The sequence below is a fragment of the Pectobacterium parvum genome (assembly GCF_020971565.1).
In the GTDB taxonomy this organism is placed as follows: domain Bacteria; phylum Pseudomonadota; class Gammaproteobacteria; order Enterobacterales; family Enterobacteriaceae; genus Pectobacterium; species Pectobacterium polare.
Genome location: NZ_CP087392.1, coordinates 761,491 through 780,725 on the forward strand (window position 1 = coordinate 761,491; position 19,235 = coordinate 780,725).

Genomic DNA, 19,235 nt, shown 5'->3' on the forward strand with positions numbered 1-19,235 from the left:
CTGACTGATAATAAAAAGGAACCTCTGCTATGACGACCTCTCGTACCCAACAAGTCCAGCATATCGAAAAAGAGTGGAAAACCGCCCGCTGGGAAGGTATTACGCGCCCCTACAGCGCAGAAGATGTGATTAATCTACGGGGATCGGTGAACCCGGAATGCACGCTCGCGCAGCTCGGCGCAGCAAAACTATGGAACCTACTGCATGGCGATTCTCGCAAAGGCTATGTGAATTGCCTGGGCGCGCTGACGGGAGGACAGGCTTTACAGCAGGCGAAAGCGGGCATCGAAGCGATTTATCTTTCCGGCTGGCAAGTGGCGGCGGATGCTAATCTGGCGTCCAGCATGTATCCCGACCAGTCGCTCTACCCAGCGAATTCCGTACCTGCGGTGATTGAGCGCATCAATAACACTTTTCGGCGCGCCGATCAGATTCAGTGGTCGAACCGCATTGAGCCGGGTGATAAGCGTCATACTGAATACTTTCTGCCGATTGTTGCGGATGCGGAGGCAGGGTTCGGCGGTGTGCTGAATGCGTTTGAGCTGATGAAATCGATGATCGAAGCGGGTGCCGCGGCGGTTCACTTTGAGGATCAACTGGCATCGGCGAAGAAATGCGGGCATATGGGGGGCAAAGTGCTGGTGCCGACTCAGGAAGCCATTCAGAAACTGGTTGCGGCGCGTCTGGCGGCGGATGTCTTGGGCGTGCCGACCTTACTGGTTGCGCGCACCGATGCGGATGCCGCGGATTTGCTGACTTCCGACTGTGATGAGTATGACCGTGATTTCATCACCGGAGAACGTACGGTGGAAGGCTTCTATCGCACGCGTGCTGGGATCGAGCAGGCAATCAGCCGCGGTCTGGCCTACGCACCGTATGCCGATCTGGTATGGTGCGAAACCTCAACGCCGGATTTATCGCTGGCGCGTCGTTTTGCCGAGGCCATCCACGCGAAGTTCCCCGGTAAGCTGCTGGCGTACAACTGTTCCCCTTCGTTTAACTGGAAGAAGAATCTGGATGACAGCACGATCGCACGTTTTCAGGATGAGCTGTCGGCGATGGGCTACAAGTACCAATTCATTACGCTGGCCGGCATTCACAGCATGTGGTTCAACATGTTTGATCTGGCGCATGCCTATGCGCAGGGTGAAGGGATGCGGCACTACGTAGAAAAAGTGCAGCAGCCTGAATTTGAAGCGATTAAAGACGGCTATACCTTCTCATCGCATCAGCAGGAAGTGGGTACAGGCTACTTCGATAAGGTGACGAACATCATTCAGGGAGGCGAGTCTTCAGTGACGGCGCTGACGGGATCGACGGAAGAACAGCAGTTCTGATCCTAGCCCGGTCAGTGTTCGGCTGGCCGGGTTTCATCGGGAGATCATGATGACGCGTGACCTTGAAAAGCTGGTGGCGCAGACGATCCTGCAAGGGTTTGATGCGCAATATGGACGTTTTCTCGAAGTGACGGCGGGTGCGCAGCAGCGCTTTGAACAGGCTGACTGGCCTGCCGTACAACAGGCAATGAAACAGCGTATTCACTTATACGATCACCATGTTGGTCTGGTGGTCGAACAGCTGCGCTGTATTACCGGTATCCGCTGCAATGATGCGGATTTTTTAGCACGTGTGAAGCATATCTATACCCGCTTATTGCCGGATTATCCACGTTTTGAGATTGCAGAGAGTTTCTTTAATTCCGTCTACTGTCGGCTGTTCAACCATCGGGAACTGACGCCTGATAAGCTGTTTGTTTTCAGCTCTCAACCTGAACAGCGCTTTCGTGAAATTCCTAGGCCTATTGCCAAGACGTTTGTGCCCACTGACGGCTGGCAGAACATGTTGGAAAAGCTGCTGAGCGACGTGCCGCTGCGTTTACCGTGGGAAGATTTGCCGCGTGATATTGGTTATATCACGGCGTATTTGCAGCGTACCTTCTCAGCGGAGCAGCTTGTGCAGGCGACATTACAGCTGGCTAATGAGCTGTTTTATCGTAACAAAGCGGCCTGGCTGGTAGGGAAATTGTCGCTCCCTGACGGTGTTTTTCCGTTCCTGCTGCCAATTCACCACAACGAACGCGGGGCGCTATTTATTGATACCTGCTTAACCAGTCAGGCGGACGCCAGCATTGTGTTTGGTTTCGCCCGCTCTTACTTCATGGTGTATGCCCCGTTGCCGTCGGCGCTGGTGGCCTGGCTGCGTGACATTTTACCGGGGAAGACGACGGCGGAGTTGTATCTGGCGATTGGCTGCCAGAAGCACAGTAAAACCGAGTATTACCGCGAATATCTGCACTACATTGCCGAATCAGAAGAGCAGTTTATTATCGCGCCCGGTGTGAAAGGTATGGTGATGGTGGTGTTTACGCTACCGTCGTTCGATCGCGTATTTAAGGTCATTAAAGATCGTTTCGCGCCGCAGAAAGAAGTGAGTGCGGAGCGGGTAATGGCGTGCTATCAGCTGGTGAAAGAGCACGATCGCGTGGGGCGCATGGCGGATACGCAGGAATATGAAAACTTCGTCATCGATAAGCATCGTATCAGTCCAGAATTGCTGGATGAGCTTTGGCGTGAGGTACCGGAAAAGCTCGAAGATCTGGGCGATCAATTGGTGATCCGACACTTGTACATGGAGCGCCGGATGACGCCACTGAACCTCTATCTGGAGCATGCAAGCGCACAGCAGCTGCACGATGTGATTGAAGAATACGGTAATGCCATCAAACAGCTGGCCGCGGCGAATATTTTCCCCGGCGACATGCTATTCAAGAATTTCGGCGTCACACGTCATGGGCGAGTCGTATTTTATGACTACGATGAAATCTGCTACATGACGGAGGTGAATTTCCGCAAAATCCCGCCGCCGCGTTACCCAGAGGACGAACTGGCCGCCGAGCCGTGGTACAGCGTCGCGCCGAATGACGTGTTTCCCGAAGAGTTTTCGCATTTCCTGTGCAGTGATCGCCACATTCGCACGCTGTTTGAGGAAATGCACGGCGATTTGTTTTGCGCGGATTACTGGCGAGCATTACAGCAGCGCATCAGGGACGGGCACATTGAGGATGTTTACGCCTACCGTCGTCGGAAGCGTTTTAGTCTGCGTGTTGAGCCGCTATACACCACAACTGAGAATGATTCAGGCCTTTGCCGTCATCCGGCGTAAAAATTATGCTGAGGAGATAGCAGGCTTAGGATGAGCCGCAGGACGCGGCGAAAGCTTGCACCACGTAGGGAACATGTCGCAAGCGGTCCGTTAAGCCTGATACCGACGAAGGCACCGCGTAGCGGCATAATTCCCGCCGAAAGCCTGGGTACACAGGGCGGCGGCGACTGAGCGCCCTGTGTCGGGCGCGTGCTACGAAGTAGCATGAAAATAACGGTATTATTGCGCACGAAACCTTCCCACAGTCTGCATAAACATGCGCCTAAAAGGCTTATAACCCGCTGTATTCCTGCATGACTTGCTTCGCTGCCTTGATCACCAGCGCGCCGAGTTCTGTGACGCGGTCGTCCGTTATGCGCGACACGGGGCCAGAGATGGAAATGGCGGCGAACGCTTCATGATGTTCATCCAGAATACAGGCCGCGATGCAGCGCAGTCCCAGCGCGTGCTCTTCGTCATCGAACGAATAGCCCTGCTTGCGAATCAGCGACAGGTTTTCTTTCAACGCTTGTGGCGAGCTGAAGGTGTGTGGCGTGTAGCCATGCAGCCCTTTCTTGTGCAGCAGTTGAGTGACCTGAGCATCGGGTAAATGCGCCAGAAACGCTTTCCCTGCACCCGAAGCATGCATTGGCAACTTACCGCCGATCGGTGCGGACATACGCATCAGCGCCGTACACTGTACCTGATCGATGATGATCGCTTGGCTGTCGGTCTGATCGAGCACGGCCAGATTGACGGTTTCTCCCGAGTCTTCCATTAATTTGCGTACTATCGGATGCACAATCGCCAGCAGGTTGCGGCTTTGCAGAAAGCTGCTGCCGACGATAAACGCGTGTGAAGCAATCGTCCACAGCCCCAAGTCGCCAACCTGACGCACAAAACCCTGTTGCTGCATGGTGGTGAGCAGACGGTGGGTCGTGGAATTCGGTAAACCGGCCTGCTGAGCGAGATCGGTTAGCGCCACACTGCCGTTGGCTTTGGCGATATATTCAAGCAGCGTCAGGCCACGGGTCAGCGACTGAACCTGCCCGGTTGGCTGTGCAGCGGTGCCCACGCTGGCTCTGGGTTTTTTCCCGCGTTTGGCTGGCTCTGGTGGCGTCATGGCGTCGATTCCTTTTTATGGTAATGGAATTGATTTTCGTTTTTTTACCGCAGAATGCAACTCTTCTTTCTCTGCGCTTTTTATCGGCAAATGACCTGAAAAAGTCTCATGCTACACCGCGTTAGCGTGCTCATAACTTATGCTAGGATATACCCGTCATACTCCAAGCTGCATGTGCGTTGGCTTCTCTTACTCACCCCAGTCACTTACTGATGTAAGCTCCTGGGGATTCGTGCGATTGCCGCCTTCCTGCAACTCGAATTATTTTGGGTAGAGACACAACATATCGTATTTATTGGCCGGGAATGGGGTTCGCGTGAGTAATCGGGTAGACGAATTGCGGCGTCAGTTGGCGCAACGCATTATGGTGCTGGATGGTGGTATGGGAACCATGATCCAGGGTTATCGCCTGGAGGAAGCAGATTATCGCGGTGAGCGCTTTGCTGACTGGCCGAGCGATGTGAAAGGGAATAACGATCTGCTGGTGCTGACCAAGCCCCAGGTGATTAGTGAAATCCACGACGCCTATCTGGAAGCTGGTGCCGACATTCTCGAAACCAACACCTTCAACGCCACCACCATTGCGATGGCGGACTATGATATGCAGGCGTTGTCAGCGGAAATTAATACCGTTGCTGCACAGCTGGCGCGTGCCAGTGCGGACAAATGGACAGCCTTAACGCCGGATAAGCCGCGTTATGTTGCTGGTGTGCTCGGCCCGACTAACCGTACCGCGTCGATCTCTCCCGATGTTAACGATCCAGCGTTTCGTAACGTTAGTTTTGATCAACTGGTGGAAGCGTATCGCGAGTCGACACGCGCATTGATCGCGGGCGGCGTCGATCTGATCATGATCGAAACCATCTTCGATACGTTGAATGCCAAAGCGGCGAGCTTTGCGGTAGAAAGCGAGTTTGAGGCATTAGGGATCACACTGCCGGTGATGATTTCCGGCACGATCACGGATGCGTCAGGGCGTACGCTATCCGGCCAGACAACAGAAGCGTTTTACAACTCCTTACGCCATTCCCGCCCGCTATCTTTCGGCCTGAACTGTGCGCTGGGGCCGGATGAACTGCGTCAGTATGTCGCTGAACTGTCACGTATTTCAGAATGCTATGTGAGCGCACACCCGAACGCAGGGCTGCCCAACGCCTTCGGAGAATACGATCTGGATCCGGCCGATATGGCGAAACATATTGGAGAATGGGCGCGATCCGGTTTTCTGAATATTGTTGGCGGTTGCTGTGGATCGACGCCGGCGCATATTGCCTCGATGGCAAAAGTGGTGGAAGGCGTGCCGCCGCGTAAGCTGCCGGAGATTCCGGTGGCCTGCCGCCTGTCTGGTCTGGAACCACTGAATATCGATGCCAACACGCTGTTTGTTAACGTCGGGGAGCGGACAAATGTCACCGGCTCCGCACGCTTTAAGCGTCTGATCAAAGAAGAAAAATATAACGAAGCGCTGGATGTCGCCCGTCAGCAGGTGGAAAGCGGTGCGCAGATCATCGACATCAATATGGATGAAGGCATGCTGGATGCGGAAGCGGCGATGGTCCGTTTCCTGAATCTGATTGCCGGTGAACCTGATATTGCCCGTGTGCCGATCATGATCGACTCCTCTCGGTGGGAGGTGGTTGAGAAGGGGCTTCAATGTATTCAGGGCAAGGGAATTGTTAACTCGATTTCCATGAAAGAAGGCGTTGAGGCCTTTGTGCATCACGCCAAACTGGTACGGCGCTACGGCGCGGCTGTGGTGGTTATGGCGTTTGATGAAGTCGGTCAGGCGGATACCCGCGCACGTAAAATTGAAATTTGTAGTCGGGCGTACCGCATCCTGACGGAAGAAGTCGGTTTCCCACCGGAAGATATCATTTTCGATCCAAATATTTTTGCTGTGGCAACGGGGATCGATGAGCACAACAACTACGCGGTGGATTTCATCGAAGCCTGTGCGGACATCAAGGCGCAGCTGCCGCATGCGATGATCTCCGGCGGCGTATCTAACGTTTCCTTCTCATTCCGCGGCAACGATCTGGTGCGTGAAGCGATCCACGCCGTTTTCCTCTATTACGCGATCCGTAATGGTATGGACATGGGGATCGTGAACGCCAGCCAGTTGGCGATCTATGACGATCTCCCTGTTGAGCTGCGTGATGCGGTTGAAGATGTGATCCTTAACCGTCGCAGCGATGCCACCGAGCGTATGCTCGATCTAGCAGAAAAATATCGCGGCAGCAAAACGGAAGATGAAGGCAGTAAAACACAGGCGGAGTGGCGCGGCTGGGACGTGCGGAAGCGTCTGGAATATTCGCTGGTTAAAGGGATTACCGAATTTATCGAGCTGGATACCGAAGAAGCGCGCCAGCAGGCGACGCGGCCGATCGAGGTGATTGAAGGCCCGCTGATGGACGGCATGAACGTGGTTGGCGATCTGTTCGGCGCGGGGAAAATGTTTTTGCCGCAGGTGGTGAAATCTGCCCGTGTGATGAAGCAGGCGGTGGCTTACCTCGAACCTTATATTGATGCCAGTAAAGACAAAGGCTCGTCCGCTGGGAAAATTCTGCTGGCGACGGTAAAAGGCGACGTCCACGATATCGGCAAGAATATTGTCGGCGTGGTGCTGCAATGTAACAACTACGAGATTATCGATCTGGGCGTGATGGTGCCGACGGATAAAATCCTGAAGACCGCGCGTGAAGAGAATGTCGATATTATCGGGCTGTCTGGGCTGATTACGCCGTCGCTGGATGAAATGGTCAACGTGGCGAAAGAGATGGAGCGTCAGGGCTTTACGCTGCCGCTGCTGATTGGTGGTGCGACGACATCTAAAGCGCATACCGCTGTGAAGATTGAGCAGAACTATAGCGGCCCGACGGTCTACGTGCAGAATGCTTCGCGTTCTGTCGGCGTGGTCTCGGCGCTGCTGTCCAGTGCGCAATATGACGACTTTGTTGCTCGTACCCGTAAAGAGTACGAAACCGTGCGTATTCAGCACGCGCGTAAAAAGCCGAGAACACCACCGGTGACGCTGGAAGCGGCTCGCGCTAACGCCTCCGATCTAGACTGGGAAAGCTACACGCCGCCCGTTGCGCATCGACTGGGCGTTCAGGAAGTGACGGCCAGTATTGAAACGCTGCGCAACTATATCGACTGGACGCCGTTCTTTATGACCTGGTCGCTGGCTGGGAAATATCCCCGCATTCTGGAAGATGAGGTGGTGGGTGAAGAGGCCAAACGCCTGTTTGCCGATGCCAACGCGATGCTGGACGATTTGTCCGAACGAGGTGCACTTAACCCTCGTGGTGTGGTTGGCTTATTCCCGGCGAACCGCGTTGGCGATGACGTGGTGATTTATACCGATGAACGGCGTGAAACGGTGTTGTCAGTGAGCCACCATCTGCGCCAGCAGACGGAGAAAACCGACTTCCCGAACTACTGCCTGTCTGATTTTGTGGCGCCGAAATCCAGCGGTAAGCCGGATTATCTCGGGGCGTTTGCGGTGACCGGTGGGCTGGAAGAAGATACGTTGGCCGATCAGTGGGAAGCTCAGCATGATGATTACAACAAGATCATGGTGAAGGCGATCTCTGACCGTCTGGCGGAAGCCTTTGCAGAATACCTGCATGAGCGTGTGCGTAAGGTCTACTGGGGCTATGCGCCGAATGAGAACCTCAGTAATGAGCTGCTGATCCGCGAGAACTATCAGGGCATCCGTCCTGCGCCGGGCTATCCAGCGTGCCCGGATCACACGGAGAAAGTGCAAATCTGGCAGTTGCTCGATGTAGAAAAGCATACTGGCATGAAGCTCACCGAATCCTATGCTATGTGGCCGGGCGCGTCGGTATCCGGCTGGTACTTCAGCCACCCGGACAGCAAATACTTCGCCGTCGCGCAAATCCAACACGATCAGGTAGAGGATTACGCGGTGCGTAAAGGGATGGATGTGAGCGAGGTTGAACGCTGGCTGGCGCCGAATTTGGGCTATGATGCTGACTAAGGTGCCAGTAAAAGAAATAATATCTATGGGCTAACAAGTGTTGGTTTTCAACTGGCGTTAAAATTCTGCTGAGGTGGGCGTGGCCGCCGAGTGAGCCGCATGGACGCGGCGAAAGTCAGTGCCGCGTCGGACAAAAACGTCGAGACGTTTTTGAACAGCACTTGTGCTGGCCCGAAGGGCGAGCCCCGTTTTTGGGGCGAGTAAACGCGTCACTGACGGCCCGAACAGCGACCACGAACGCCGAAGGCACCGCGTAGCGGCAGAATTCCGCCAAAAGCCTGGGTTCTCAGGGCGGCGGCGATTGAGCGCCCTGAGTCGGGCGTGGTGCTGACGGCACAGAGAAATACTTGGCTTACTACGCACGAAACATACGCTTTTTTGCATAGTTGTACTGGTTTCGTGATTGAGTCCATGCAATATCTTCCCCGCTGATGATCCTGTGTTACGCGAACACCATTTCAATGAGAATAGTTATCAGTCTTATTGATGCTATTTCATGGTAATGGTAAGGTGAGCACCAATTAAGCAGAAAGCATTTTTCTGTCTTCATTCCACGCATTTCCGCTAACCGCAGGCCTGATTCTGGGCGTTAAACAGGATGAGGGTATCTTCCCGCTCATGCTCAAACGACTCTTTTCCATTGAAGATTTCTTCGATATCGGTGAACGTTACGGGATTGATTACCACTTCCCGCAGCTGTCGTCCTGCCGTGAGCGCGCGAAAGAAAAGCGTATCGTGGTGCAGGGTGACGTCGAAGAGATGACGCTGTCCTCTGGGATTTGCCTGACGAATTCCAACGTGCAGGTGTTGCAGCCTTATGAATCGACGTCTTTGCATTGCTGTCCGTTTTATACGCTGGTGGTGCTGGAAGGTCGCGTCGCGCTGCGTCTGAACGGCAAGGAATTTGTTGTGCGCTCAGGTATGGCATTCAGCACCCGGCTGGGTGACCCGTTAATCATGAACGCTAACCACCTCGCGGACTGTCATCTGCGCACCGTATCGCTGGGTATTTTCCCCACCACTTTTGCTTTGGATCCGCTGTTGGGCTCGCTGCTGAATGAGTGGGAGCAAGGCGGTAATCCGACATTTCTATGGCAGGTTCCCGGCTATTTATTATCTGGGTTGCAGCACGCGCTGGAAAACACCGTGCCGGGATTATCGCGCCAGCTGATGCTGGAAGGCGTGATGCTACAGCTGCTAGGGCAAGGTCTGTCATTCGGGCAACGTGGGGGAGAGCGGCGCGTCTTACCTCCGCCCGGCGAACAGGATCGGCTGGAGAACGTTCGGCGGCTTCTGGCGCAACAGCCTGAAAAAGAGTACACCCTCAATGAATTGGCGCAGCTGGCCGCGATGAGCACCAGTAGCCTGCGTACCAAGTTTCGTCAGGCGTATGGTCATTCGGTCTTTGACTATCTGCGTGACTGTCGGCTGGAACTGGCTCGGCGCTATCTGGTGCAGGGATACAGCGTTCAGCAGGCGGCCTGGATGTCGGGCTACCAGCACGCGACCAACTTTGCCACGGCTTTCCGGCGGCGTTACGGTATGGCACCGAGCGATGCGCGTATGGTCAGCTAGCGTTTCCTTTCTTATCACTCTCCTGAGCCCTATTTATGCCAGATATTGCCACTTGGCTGTCCGCTTGACGCTTTCTTGCTGAGTTCCCGTTTTGTCATTACGCATACGCAAGTTGTCACTGCGCATAGCTATCGCAAGACTAAAAACAGTAATAATTCTTATTTACAATAATAAGGTCTGTGGAGATTCCCATGTTCAGAAAAACGCGGCTGGCGCTGGTGGTTGGCTGTTTCACCAGTGGATTAACAGTGCCGGCACTGGCGCAGGATACGCCATCCTCTTCTTCTCAGGGCGATACGTTAGTCGTGACGTCTCAAACGCAACGCGGCGCGACTAAGCTGGAAACGCCCGATATCGAGACTCCTCAGGCCGTTTCTATCATTACGCGCGACCAGATTCAGGAACAGGGTGCGACCAGCGTTCGTCAGGCGGTCGGCTATACGCCGGGCGTGTACAACAACCAAATCGGCGCGTCCAACCGCTTTGACTACATGGTGCTGCGCGGCTTTTCCGACGGCAGCCTCGATAACGTCTATCTCGACGGGCTGAAGATGATGGGGGATACCAACTCCCATAGCTCGCTGGTTATCGATCCCTGGTTCCTCGACAGCATTGAAGTGGTCAGAGGCCCCGCATCCGTACTCTATGGCCGTTCTTCTCCGGGGGGGATTGTGGCGCTGAATTCCCGTCAGCCGTCGTTCGATCGCAGCGGACAGATCAAACTGTTTGCAGGCAATAATGCGCAGCGCGGTGCGGCGTTTGACGTTACCGGTCCGCTGAATGATGACGAACGTTTTGCGTTCCGTCTGGGCGGGATGGTTCGTGAGGCGGATACCCAATTTGGGCCACTGAAAGAAGAACGCTATGCGATTGCACCTAGTCTGCTGTGGCGAATTTCCGACAAGACCCGTCTGGAGTTGATGGCGTACCTGCAACGCGATCCTGAAGGCGGCAGTCACTCGGGTTTGCCGTATGAAGGTACGGTGGTCGCGCACAACGGGCGGAAAATCTCGAACACCTTCTATGAAGGGGAAGAGAACTATGAGAAATACGACCGTAGGCAAAACATGGTGGGATACAACGTTGAGCATGGTTTTGATAGCGGCTGGGCAGTGCGCCAAAAAGTGCGTTATCTGCGTACCAAAGTGCATTTGGATCAGGTGTACGCCTATGGCTGGACGCAGCCGACCGCTGATACGTTGACCCGCTATTACTCCGGTTCCCGCGAGTCGCTGTCTGCGCTAACGTTAGATAATCAGCTCGATGGCAGCGTGGATACCGGTGCGGTGAACCACCGTCTGCTGGTGGGGATTGATTATCAACAACGTCATAATGATGTGGATTGGCCTTCGGGTTCCTTCCCGGCGCTCGACGCGTTTAATCCCGTTTACGGTTCCGGTCCAACGGCCATGTCCGGCACGCTGGAAAAACACAAGCTGCAACAGACGGGGATCTATCTACAAGATCAAATGAGCTGGGAGCGTTGGCGTTTAACGTTGGGCGGTCGTCACGATCAGGTAAAAATCACCACTATCAATAAAAATAGCGGTGACCGTGGTGAGCTGGATGAGAATAATTTTAGCTCACGTGCCGCATTGCTCTACCTGTTTGATAATGGCTTTGCGCCTTATGTGAGCTATTCCACGGCCTTCACGCCAACCAGCTTTGCTGATGCGAGTGGCAACATCCTTGAACCGATGAAAGGAAAACAGTGGGAAGCGGGCATGAAGTATCAGCCGGAAGGATCGCAAAACCAGTATAGCCTGTCAGTATTCCGTATTAATCAGAAAAATGTCGCGACGAAGAATCAGCCCAGCGATCCGTATCGTTCCATTGGTGAAATCGAATCGGAAGGCGTGGAGCTGGAGGCTGTGAGTCATATCACCGAAAACCTTCGTTTGCAGGCGGCCTATACCTATACGGATATCCGCTATAAGAAGAGTGATGATGTGAATGAACAAGGCAGACGTGCGGTCTACGCACCGCGTAATCAGGCTAGCGCCTGGGCTAGCTATGATGTCAAAAGCGGTCCGCTGGACGGCCTGACGATTGGCTCCGGCGTGCGTTACGTGAACGGCGTGACCTCCGATCGCGCCAACACCCACACGCTGCCTTCTTATACGCTGGTGGATATGGCGGTGGGATACGATCTCTCGAAGGTCGGTCTGAAAGGGCTGAGTGCACAGCTTAACGTCAACAACCTGACCGATAAACGCTACGTAGCGGCCTGTAACTCGCTGGAGTTCTGCTATTTCGGTGCGGAGCGCAGCGTGGTCGGTAGCATCTCTTATTCGTTCTGATCGCGCGTGTTGCAGCAATGAAACGAAAGCCGGGGAAACCCGGCTTTTTCACATGTTATGTTAGCTAACGATCAATACAGGCCAATCGCTTTCCACCACAGCAGACCCGCGCTCATGAAGATCGCCTGATTCACCAGACTGACGACGAAACCGGTGCGCCACCATACGGCGGTGGGCACGTAGCCCGCGCCGAACAGGAGGGGGCCGCGAGCGTGGGTATATTGCGTCAGTGAACAGTACAGGCTGCTGGTAAACGCCAGCATGAACGCCATCGGCACCGCCGGGATATTCAGGTTGATACCGACACTGAGGAACACGGCAAAAAGTGCGGCGATCTGCGCGTTGCCGCTGGCGAAGAAATAGTGTGTGTAGAAATAGGCCGCATTCAGCAGCAGCAACACCAATACCCAGCTGGTTCCCTGCATCAAGTGGCCGATGTTGCTGCCGATGAGATCGCCAAACCAGTTGGTGAAGCCGAGCTTTTTCAACTGATTCGCCATCATCAGTAGAGCGGCGAACCAGATCAGCGTATCCCATGCCCCTTTCTCGCTCTTCACGTCTTCCCAGCTCAGTACGCCGGTTAATAGCAGGAAAGACAGCCCGACGAACGAGGCCGTCGTGGCATCCACGCCTAATTTATCGCCAAAAATCCACAGCACCAGCAGCAGGACGACGGTGAATGCCATCAGCCATTCACCGCGGCTCATGTTGCCCATTTTTGCCAGTTCGGCGACGGCCAGTTTTGGCGCATCTGGCGTATGGCGAATTTCCGGCTTGGTCAGCCAGTAGACGAGCAGGGGAACAACCGCCAGAGAAATCAAACAGGGTACGAGAGCCGCCAGAAACCAGCTTCCCCAGGTAATGGTCACGCCCGCGTTTGCGGCGAGCTTCACTGCCAGCAGGTTGCCGGTGTAAGCGGTCATAAACAGCGCCGCCGTCACGTCGTTAACGTTCCCGATGCAGGTAATCAGGAAGGTGCCAATCTTACTGCGCGAGGCATCTTCCGGTTTGGAGTCGAAGCTGCGCGACAGTGAATCGGCAATGGGATAAATAATCCCGCCGCAGCGGGCGGTGTTGCTCGGCATCGCGGGAGAAAGTACCAGATCGGCAAAGGCCAGCCCGTAAGCCAGACCCAGCGTGCGTTTTCCCAACATGCGGATCATCTGCAAGGCGATACGGCGGCCCAGACCTGTTTTGATAAAACCGCGCGCGATCATGAAGGCAACAACAATCAGCCAGATCAACGAGCTGTTCAGGTCGCTGAGTGCGGTTTGTATCGCGCCGCTGGCCGTTGTATCTCCCGCAGCGTACGTCAGTGCAAAGAGCGTGATACTGATAATACCGATAGCCCCAATCGGGAGAACATTCGCGACAATGCTCACGATCGTGGCGACGAAGAGGACGGCGGAGTGCCAAGCTGCGGGGCTTAAGTCAGTTGGGGGTTCCATGTGCCAAAAAAAGGTGGCGATGGCGAGAATAATGATTAGCGGAAGCCAGTTCAGTCCATATAAGGTTTTCGTCTTCATCCATTTTCCTTACTCGAGGGCTGCAAGATTGTGCAGCGTTATAACCCATAAGAGTTATAGGGATGAGGAGAGCATAGCGTTAACTGAGAGAGGTGTGAGGTGAAACTGTCTACTTATTGATTTGGATTCTGTTTTTTTAATATTGTCAGCTAAGTAATTTTTATCAGTAATTGATTGCTGAGTGATTTTGCTCTGACGCGGGCTGCCTCGCAGTACGGTCTGCCAACATCTGGTAAGATGATGGTTCATTACGTCATCAACACATTCTATTTCATCAACACACGTTTAGCTGGAGGCGCGGATTTTTTGTTAACACTGCTGAATCTCCTTTCTGCGATTGCGTTACTGGTGTGGGGTACTCACATTGTCCGTACCGGTATCATGCGGGTTTATGGCACCCAGTTACGGCGGGTTCTCAGCGATAGCGTTGAGAAAAAACCGTTGGCTTTTATGGCCGGTATTGGCGTAACCGCGCTGGTGCAGAGCAGCAATGCTACCGCGTTGCTGACGACCTCTTTTGTCTCACAGGGGCTGGTGGCATTAACGCCTGCGCTGGTGATTATTCTCGGGGCGGATGTTGGTACAGCACTGATGGTGCGTATTCTGACGTTCGATCTGTCCTGGCTTTCTCCGTTGCTGATTTTTCTGGGCGTAATATTTTTCCTTAGCCGTAAGCAGACGCGGGTGGGTCAGGTTGGTCGCGTGGCGATTGGGCTCGGGCTGATTTTGCTGGCGCTGGAAATGATTGTCGTGGCTGCGGCTCCGATCACGCAAACGTCGGGCGTGAAAGTGCTGTTTTCCTCGTTGACGGGCGACGTCATGCTGGATGCACTGGCTGGCGCGCTGTTCGCGGTGATTACCTATTCCAGTCTGGCAGCGGTGCTGCTAACGGCAACCTTGACGGCAAGCGGTGTGATCTCGCTGGAAGTGGCGATGTGCTTGGTCATTGGTGCCAATCTGGGCAGCGGCTTACTGACGATGATGAGCACCTCGACGCAGAATGCGGCAGGCCGGCGTGTGGCGCTTGGCAGCATGTTGTTCAAGCTGATAGGCTGTTTGGTCGTGCTGCCGCTGGTTGAACCGCTTTCGCGCTGGCTGACGCGTATTCCGTTAAACGCCGAAGAACTGGTCATCTACTTCCACTTGTTCTACAACCTGATTCGCTGTCTGCTGCTGATCCCGCTAACCGGCGTGGTGGCGCGGCTGTCCTGCGCGATGATTGCTGACTCGCCGCAGGTCGATCTCCAGATGAAACCGCGCCATCTCGATACCAGTTCTCTGGATACGCCAGCGCTGGCGCTGACCAACGCCGCGCGGGAAACGCTGCGCATTGGCGATGTGCTGGAGCAAATGCTGCGTCTGTACCGTGAAGTCTTGCAGGGCGACCATATGCAGCGGCGTGAGATTCGCAGACTCGATGATGATGTCGATATCCTTTACACCGCGATTAAGCTCTATCTGGCGCAGATTCAGAAAGACGGCTTGGATGAGCGAGATTCCCGGCGCTGGGCTGAGGTGATCGAAGTGGCGCTGAATCTGGAGCAGGCGGGAGATATTATCGAACGCATGGCAGATGACATTGCCAATCATTCCTCGGGCGTACGCATGGCGTTTTCCGCACAGGGACTGGAAGAGTTGAACCATCTGCACGAACAGCTGCTGGCGAATTTGCGTCTGGGGCTATCGGTTTTTCTGTCGGAGGATGTCACCAGCGCGAAACGCCTGCGCCGTGCCAAACACCGTTTCCGCATTATGAACCGCCGTTATGCCCATGCGCATGTCGATCGCTTACATCAGCACAACGTACAGAGTCTGGAAACCAGCTCGCTCCATTTGAGCTTACTTGGGGACATGAACCGACTGAATTCACTGTTCTGTGCGGTAGCGTATAACGTCTTGATTGTGCAAAAGGATGGGGACGAAGAACGCGAAGAATCACCGCTGACGTTATGACAGAATCTTGTGGGGGATGTTTCCCCCACAAGATAGACGTTGCTTACTCGAATAGGCTGCGGTGCAGCGTTTGCACGACTCGCTCGGCGTCATCACCCGGTACCAGGAAGCACAGGTTGTTGCTGCTGGCGCCGTAGCAGATCAGGCGAATACGGAAGGGTTCCAGTACGCCAAATACTTCTTTCCCGACGCCACAGGCCTGAGACAGATTGTTGCCGATCAGCGCGACCAGCGACAGATTCTCTTCAACCTCTACCCGACACAGCGATGACAGCTCGGTCAGTAAGGCGCTGGACAGCAGGCTGCCGCCCGTTGAGGTGGAGCCGGTTGTATCGAGCGTCAGCGCGACGTTGACTTCTGACGTGGTGATCAGGTCAACGGAGATGTTGTGACGCGCCAGAATGCTGAACACTTCGGCCAGAAAACCGCGTGCGTGCAGCATGTTCAGGCTATACAGCTTAAGCAGCGTTTGTTTACGACGCAGCGCTAGCGCGCGGAACAGCGGCGGGTTTTCGGTTTTATTACACACTAGCGTACCGCCAGCAGCCGGATCTTTGCTGGAACCGACGAAAACAGGAATATCGCTACGCACCGCAGGCAGCAGCGTGGCCGGGTGCAGGACTTTCGCGCCAAATGTCGCCATTTCGGCGGCTTCTTCAAACATGATTTGGTCGATGCGTTTTGCGGTCGGCACCACGCGCGGATCGGTGGTGTAGATGCCGGGAACATCGGTCCAGATATCAATCCGGCTGACGTTGAGCGCTTCGCCCAGCAGCGCCGCCGTATAATCGCTACCGCCGCGGCCCAACGTGGTCGTGCGACCTTTCGCTTCGCTGCCGATAAAGCCCTGAGTGATCACCAGACCTTGCTCAAGACGCGGCTGCAACTGGCTGCGAGTCAGTTCACCTAAAACCTCGAAGTCCGGTTGAGCACGGCCAAAGTGATCGTCGGTACGCATGATTTTGCGCACATCGAACCATTCTGCAACGACATCGCGCTGGTGCAGAATCTCGACAAACAGCAGGGTAGACATCAATTCGCCGTGGCTGACCAGTTCATCGGTCAGGGCGTTTGACGTCGCGAGCGCCGTCGCTTCTGACAGGGTGGTGATGCTGTCCAGCATGCGATCAATCTCATCGCGAATAACGCTTTGGTCGGTCAGTTTGTCGATGATGGCGTATTGGATTTGGCGGATTTTCGCCAGATGCTCGGCGCGCGTTTCCGGCGTTTGGCCTTCCGCGAGCGCGACCAGTAAATTCGTAATACCCGCTGATGCTGACAGCACCACAACGCGCACATTCGGGTTGGATAACACCACATCAGCACTGCGATTCATGGCGTCAAAGTCCGCCACGCTGGTGCCGCCAAATTTGGCAATAACGGTAGAGTTCGCGTTTGCGGATACTTCAATTGCAGACATGTCAAAAAACCTCGTGTCAGGGGGTAGGCTGTTTTCAATAAACAGCATTCCATTAATCAGCCTTGGCACAGGGGGAGAGCAAAAGTAGGGGGCAGGCGTAGAAAATGACTACGATACACCCAGAAGCGCTCCACCTTGCTGGACGTCCATCAGGACAAATCCGGTGACAACCCAGAGGATTCAGCCTCTGTAGTCGACAGGGTGAAAACCGTATTTTCACCGCATCTCGGCGTCGCTCCCCCTCGGATATCATCAACGGATTACGGTTCCTCCGATATCTTACCTGGGCGACGCGCCTCTTCTGGCTTGCACACCGAGTGTGCAAGTACGGTGTTAGAAATAACGGGTTATGCCGTTTCTGTCAATAAACAATCTGTCAGTGAACAATCTGTCAGTGAACTACAGGGCATAAATCGCTTTTAGCAAGAAAAGGGATCTCAATCCGGATTTTAAGGGATACAATCGATTCAGTCACTTTGAACTCATGCTTAGAGAGAAAGTCGCATTATGAAAAATATTAATCCAAGCCAAACTGCCGCCTGGCAGGCATTACAACACCATTTTGACGCGATGAAAGACGTGCAAATCAGCGAGCTGTTTGCACAAGATAGCGATCGTTTCGCGCATTTTTCCGCGACGTTCGACGATCAGATGCTGGTGGATTACTCCAAAAACCGCATCACGGCAGAAACGATGGAAAAACTGCACGCGCTGGCACGCGAAACCGACCTGTCTGCCGCGATTAAATCCATGTTTGCCGGCGAGAAAATCAACCGCACGGAAGACCGCGCCGTTCTGCACGTTGCCCTACGTAACCGCAGCAACACGCCGATTCTGGTGGATGGCAAAGATGTGATGCCGGAAGTCAACGCGGTGCTGGCGAAGATGAAAGATTTCAGCGAACGCGTGATTGGCGGTGAGTGGAAAGGCTATACCGGCAAAACCATTACCGACGTGGTTAACATCGGTATCGGTGGCTCCGATCTGGGCCCGTTCATGGTAACGGAAGCGCTGAAGCCTTATAAAAATCACCTCAACATGCACTTTGTCTCTAACGTTGACGGCACACACATCGCGGAAACGTTGAAGCCGCTGAACCCAGAAACCACGCTGTTCCTCGTCGCGTCGAAAACCTTCACCACGCAGGAAACCATGACCAACGCGCACAGCGCTCGCGGCTGGTTCCTGAAAACGGCGCAGGACGATAAACACGTTGCCAAGCACTTTGCTGCGCTGTCCACCAACGCGAAAGCCGTCGGCGAATTTGGTATCGATACCGACAACATGTTCGAATTCTGGGACTGGGTTGGCGGACGCTACTCTCTGTGGTCGGCGATTGGGCTGTCGATCATTCTCTCTTTGGGCTTTGATAACTTTGAAAAATTGCTCAGCGGCGCGCACGCGATGGACAAGCACTTTGCTTCCACGCCAGCGGAGAAAAACCTGCCTGTGCTGTTGGCGCTGATCGGCATTTGGTACAACAATTTCTTCGGTGCTGAAACTGAAGCGATCCTGCCGTATGACCAATACATGCACCGTTTTGCCGCCTATTTCCAACAGGGAAATATGGAGTCCAACGGGAAATCGGCCGATCGCAACGGCAATCCAGTGGATTACCAGACCGGGCCGATTATCTGGGGTGAGCCGGGCACGAACGGCCAGCATGCCTTCTACCAGTTGATCCATCAGGGCACCAAGCTGGTTCCGTGTGATTTCATTGCACCGGCGATTAGCCATAACCCATTGAGCGATCACCACAGCAAGCTGCTGTCGAACTTCTTTGCACAGACGGAAGCGCTGGCGTTCGGTAAGAGCCGTGAGGTGGTGGAAGCAGAATTTGCAGCGGCAGGAAAAAGTCCAAAAGAAGTGGAACACGTCGCGCCGTTTAAAGTATTCGAAGGCAATCGCCCGACCAACTCTATCCTGCTGCGCGAAATCACCCCGTATAGCCTGGGAGCGTTGATTGCGCTGTATGAGCACAAAATCTTCACTCAGGGCGCCATCCTGAACATCTTCACATTCGATCAGTGGGGCGTGGAGTTAGGGAAACAACTGGCGAACCGTATTCTGCCAGAGCTGGAAAATGACAGTCAGATCGACAGCCATGACAGTTCTACTAACGGACTGATCAACCGCTTCAAGGCGTGGCGTAACTAATCGGGCCTGTGCCCTTTGGTTTTTCAATCGCAAGGAGGAA

Annotated in this window: 10 protein-coding genes and 1 riboswitch; of the genes, 7 read left to right on the top strand and 3 right to left on the bottom strand. The window is 54.3% G+C overall.

Annotation, left to right across the window (positions count from 1 at the left end):
* Window positions 1-29 precede the first annotated feature (29 nt).
* Together aceA and aceK are read left to right on the top strand one after the other, a co-directional pair.
* Window positions 30-1,337 (top strand): isocitrate lyase, encoded by a 1,308-nt coding sequence (aceA, locus tag LOZ86_RS03485; RefSeq protein WP_039487248.1) that lies wholly within the window; start codon window positions 30-32, stop codon window positions 1,335-1,337.
* A 49-nt stretch (window positions 1,338-1,386) separates the two neighbouring features.
* Window positions 1,387-3,162 carry a bifunctional isocitrate dehydrogenase kinase/phosphatase gene (gene aceK, locus LOZ86_RS03490; protein WP_039487246.1) on the top strand — a complete coding sequence of 592 codons (1,776 nt, stop codon included), beginning with the start codon at window positions 1,387-1,389 and terminating at the stop codon, window positions 3,160-3,162.
* A 271-nt stretch (window positions 3,163-3,433) separates the two neighbouring features.
* Here aceK and iclR read toward each other — a convergent pair whose 3' ends face one another.
* Window positions 3,434-4,264, bottom strand: coding sequence for a glyoxylate bypass operon transcriptional repressor IclR (gene iclR / locus LOZ86_RS03495; protein WP_039487245.1), 831 nt, complete (start codon window positions 4,262-4,264; stop codon window positions 3,434-3,436).
* A gap of 364 nt (window positions 4,265-4,628) precedes the next feature.
* Between iclR and metH the strand changes: the two genes are divergently transcribed.
* The 3 genes from metH to foxA all read left to right on the top strand — a co-directional run bounded on the left by metH (window position 4,629) and on the right by foxA (window position 12,139).
* On the top strand, window positions 4,629-8,264 hold the full coding sequence (metH, locus tag LOZ86_RS03500; protein WP_230243147.1) for a methionine synthase: 3,636 nt from the start codon (window positions 4,629-4,631) through the stop codon (window positions 8,262-8,264).
* A gap of 618 nt (window positions 8,265-8,882) precedes the next feature.
* Complete coding sequence (locus tag LOZ86_RS03505) at window positions 8,883-9,839, top strand: AraC family transcriptional regulator (protein ID WP_039487242.1); 957 nt, start codon at window positions 8,883-8,885, stop codon at window positions 9,837-9,839.
* A gap of 191 nt (window positions 9,840-10,030) precedes the next feature.
* Window positions 10,031-12,139, top strand: a complete 2,109-nt coding sequence (gene foxA / locus LOZ86_RS03510; protein ID WP_039487241.1) for a ferrioxamine B receptor FoxA — start codon at window positions 10,031-10,033, stop codon at window positions 12,137-12,139.
* 71 nt (window positions 12,140-12,210) lie between these two features.
* Here foxA and LOZ86_RS03515 read toward each other — a convergent pair whose 3' ends face one another.
* On the bottom strand, window positions 12,211-13,665 hold the full coding sequence (locus LOZ86_RS03515; RefSeq protein ID WP_230242841.1) for a DASS family sodium-coupled anion symporter: 1,455 nt from the start codon (window positions 13,663-13,665) through the stop codon (window positions 12,211-12,213).
* 306 nt (window positions 13,666-13,971) lie between these two features.
* On the opposite strand from LOZ86_RS03515, the gene LOZ86_RS03520 reads away from it, so the two are divergent.
* Window positions 13,972-15,618, top strand: a complete 1,647-nt coding sequence (locus tag LOZ86_RS03520) for a Na/Pi cotransporter family protein (protein WP_039487262.1) — start codon at window positions 13,972-13,974, stop codon at window positions 15,616-15,618.
* Between the two features lie 43 nt (window positions 15,619-15,661).
* On the opposite strand, the gene lysC is transcribed toward LOZ86_RS03520, so the two are convergent.
* Window positions 15,662-17,038, bottom strand: a complete 1,377-nt coding sequence (gene lysC, locus LOZ86_RS03525) for a lysine-sensitive aspartokinase 3 (RefSeq protein WP_039487259.1) — start codon at window positions 17,036-17,038, stop codon at window positions 15,662-15,664.
* 115 nt (window positions 17,039-17,153) lie between these two features.
* Window positions 17,154-17,347, bottom strand: a riboswitch (Lysine riboswitch).
* Between the two features lie 198 nt (window positions 17,348-17,545).
* Here lysC and pgi point away from each other — a divergent pair.
* Window positions 17,546-19,195 carry a glucose-6-phosphate isomerase gene (gene pgi / locus LOZ86_RS03530; RefSeq protein ID WP_039487236.1) on the top strand — a complete coding sequence of 550 codons (1,650 nt, stop codon included), beginning with the start codon at window positions 17,546-17,548 and terminating at the stop codon, window positions 19,193-19,195.
* Window positions 19,196-19,235 lie beyond the last annotated feature (40 nt).

What these genes read in the sequence shown, in the direction of transcription:
- aceA (WP_039487248.1), top strand. Translation starts at nt 30, where the DNA reads ATGACGACCTCTCGTACCCAACAAGTCCAGCATATCGAAAAAGAGTGG.
- aceK (WP_039487246.1), top strand. Translation starts at nt 1,387, where the DNA reads ATGACGCGTGACCTTGAAAAGCTGGTGGCGCAGACGATCCTGCAAGGG.
- iclR (WP_039487245.1), bottom strand. Translation starts at nt 4,264, where the DNA reads ATGACGCCACCAGAGCCAGCCAAACGCGGGAAAAAACCCAGAGCCAGC.
- metH (WP_230243147.1), top strand. Translation starts at nt 4,629, where the DNA reads ATGGTGCTGGATGGTGGTATGGGAACCATGATCCAGGGTTATCGCCTG.
- LOZ86_RS03505 (WP_039487242.1), top strand. Translation starts at nt 8,883, where the DNA reads ATGCTCAAACGACTCTTTTCCATTGAAGATTTCTTCGATATCGGTGAA.
- foxA (WP_039487241.1), top strand. Translation starts at nt 10,031, where the DNA reads ATGTTCAGAAAAACGCGGCTGGCGCTGGTGGTTGGCTGTTTCACCAGT.
- LOZ86_RS03515 (WP_230242841.1), bottom strand. Translation starts at nt 13,665, where the DNA reads ATGAAGACGAAAACCTTATATGGACTGAACTGGCTTCCGCTAATCATT.
- lysC (WP_039487259.1), bottom strand. Translation starts at nt 17,038, where the DNA reads ATGTCTGCAATTGAAGTATCCGCAAACGCGAACTCTACCGTTATTGCC.
- pgi (WP_039487236.1), top strand. Translation starts at nt 17,546, where the DNA reads ATGAAAAATATTAATCCAAGCCAAACTGCCGCCTGGCAGGCATTACAA.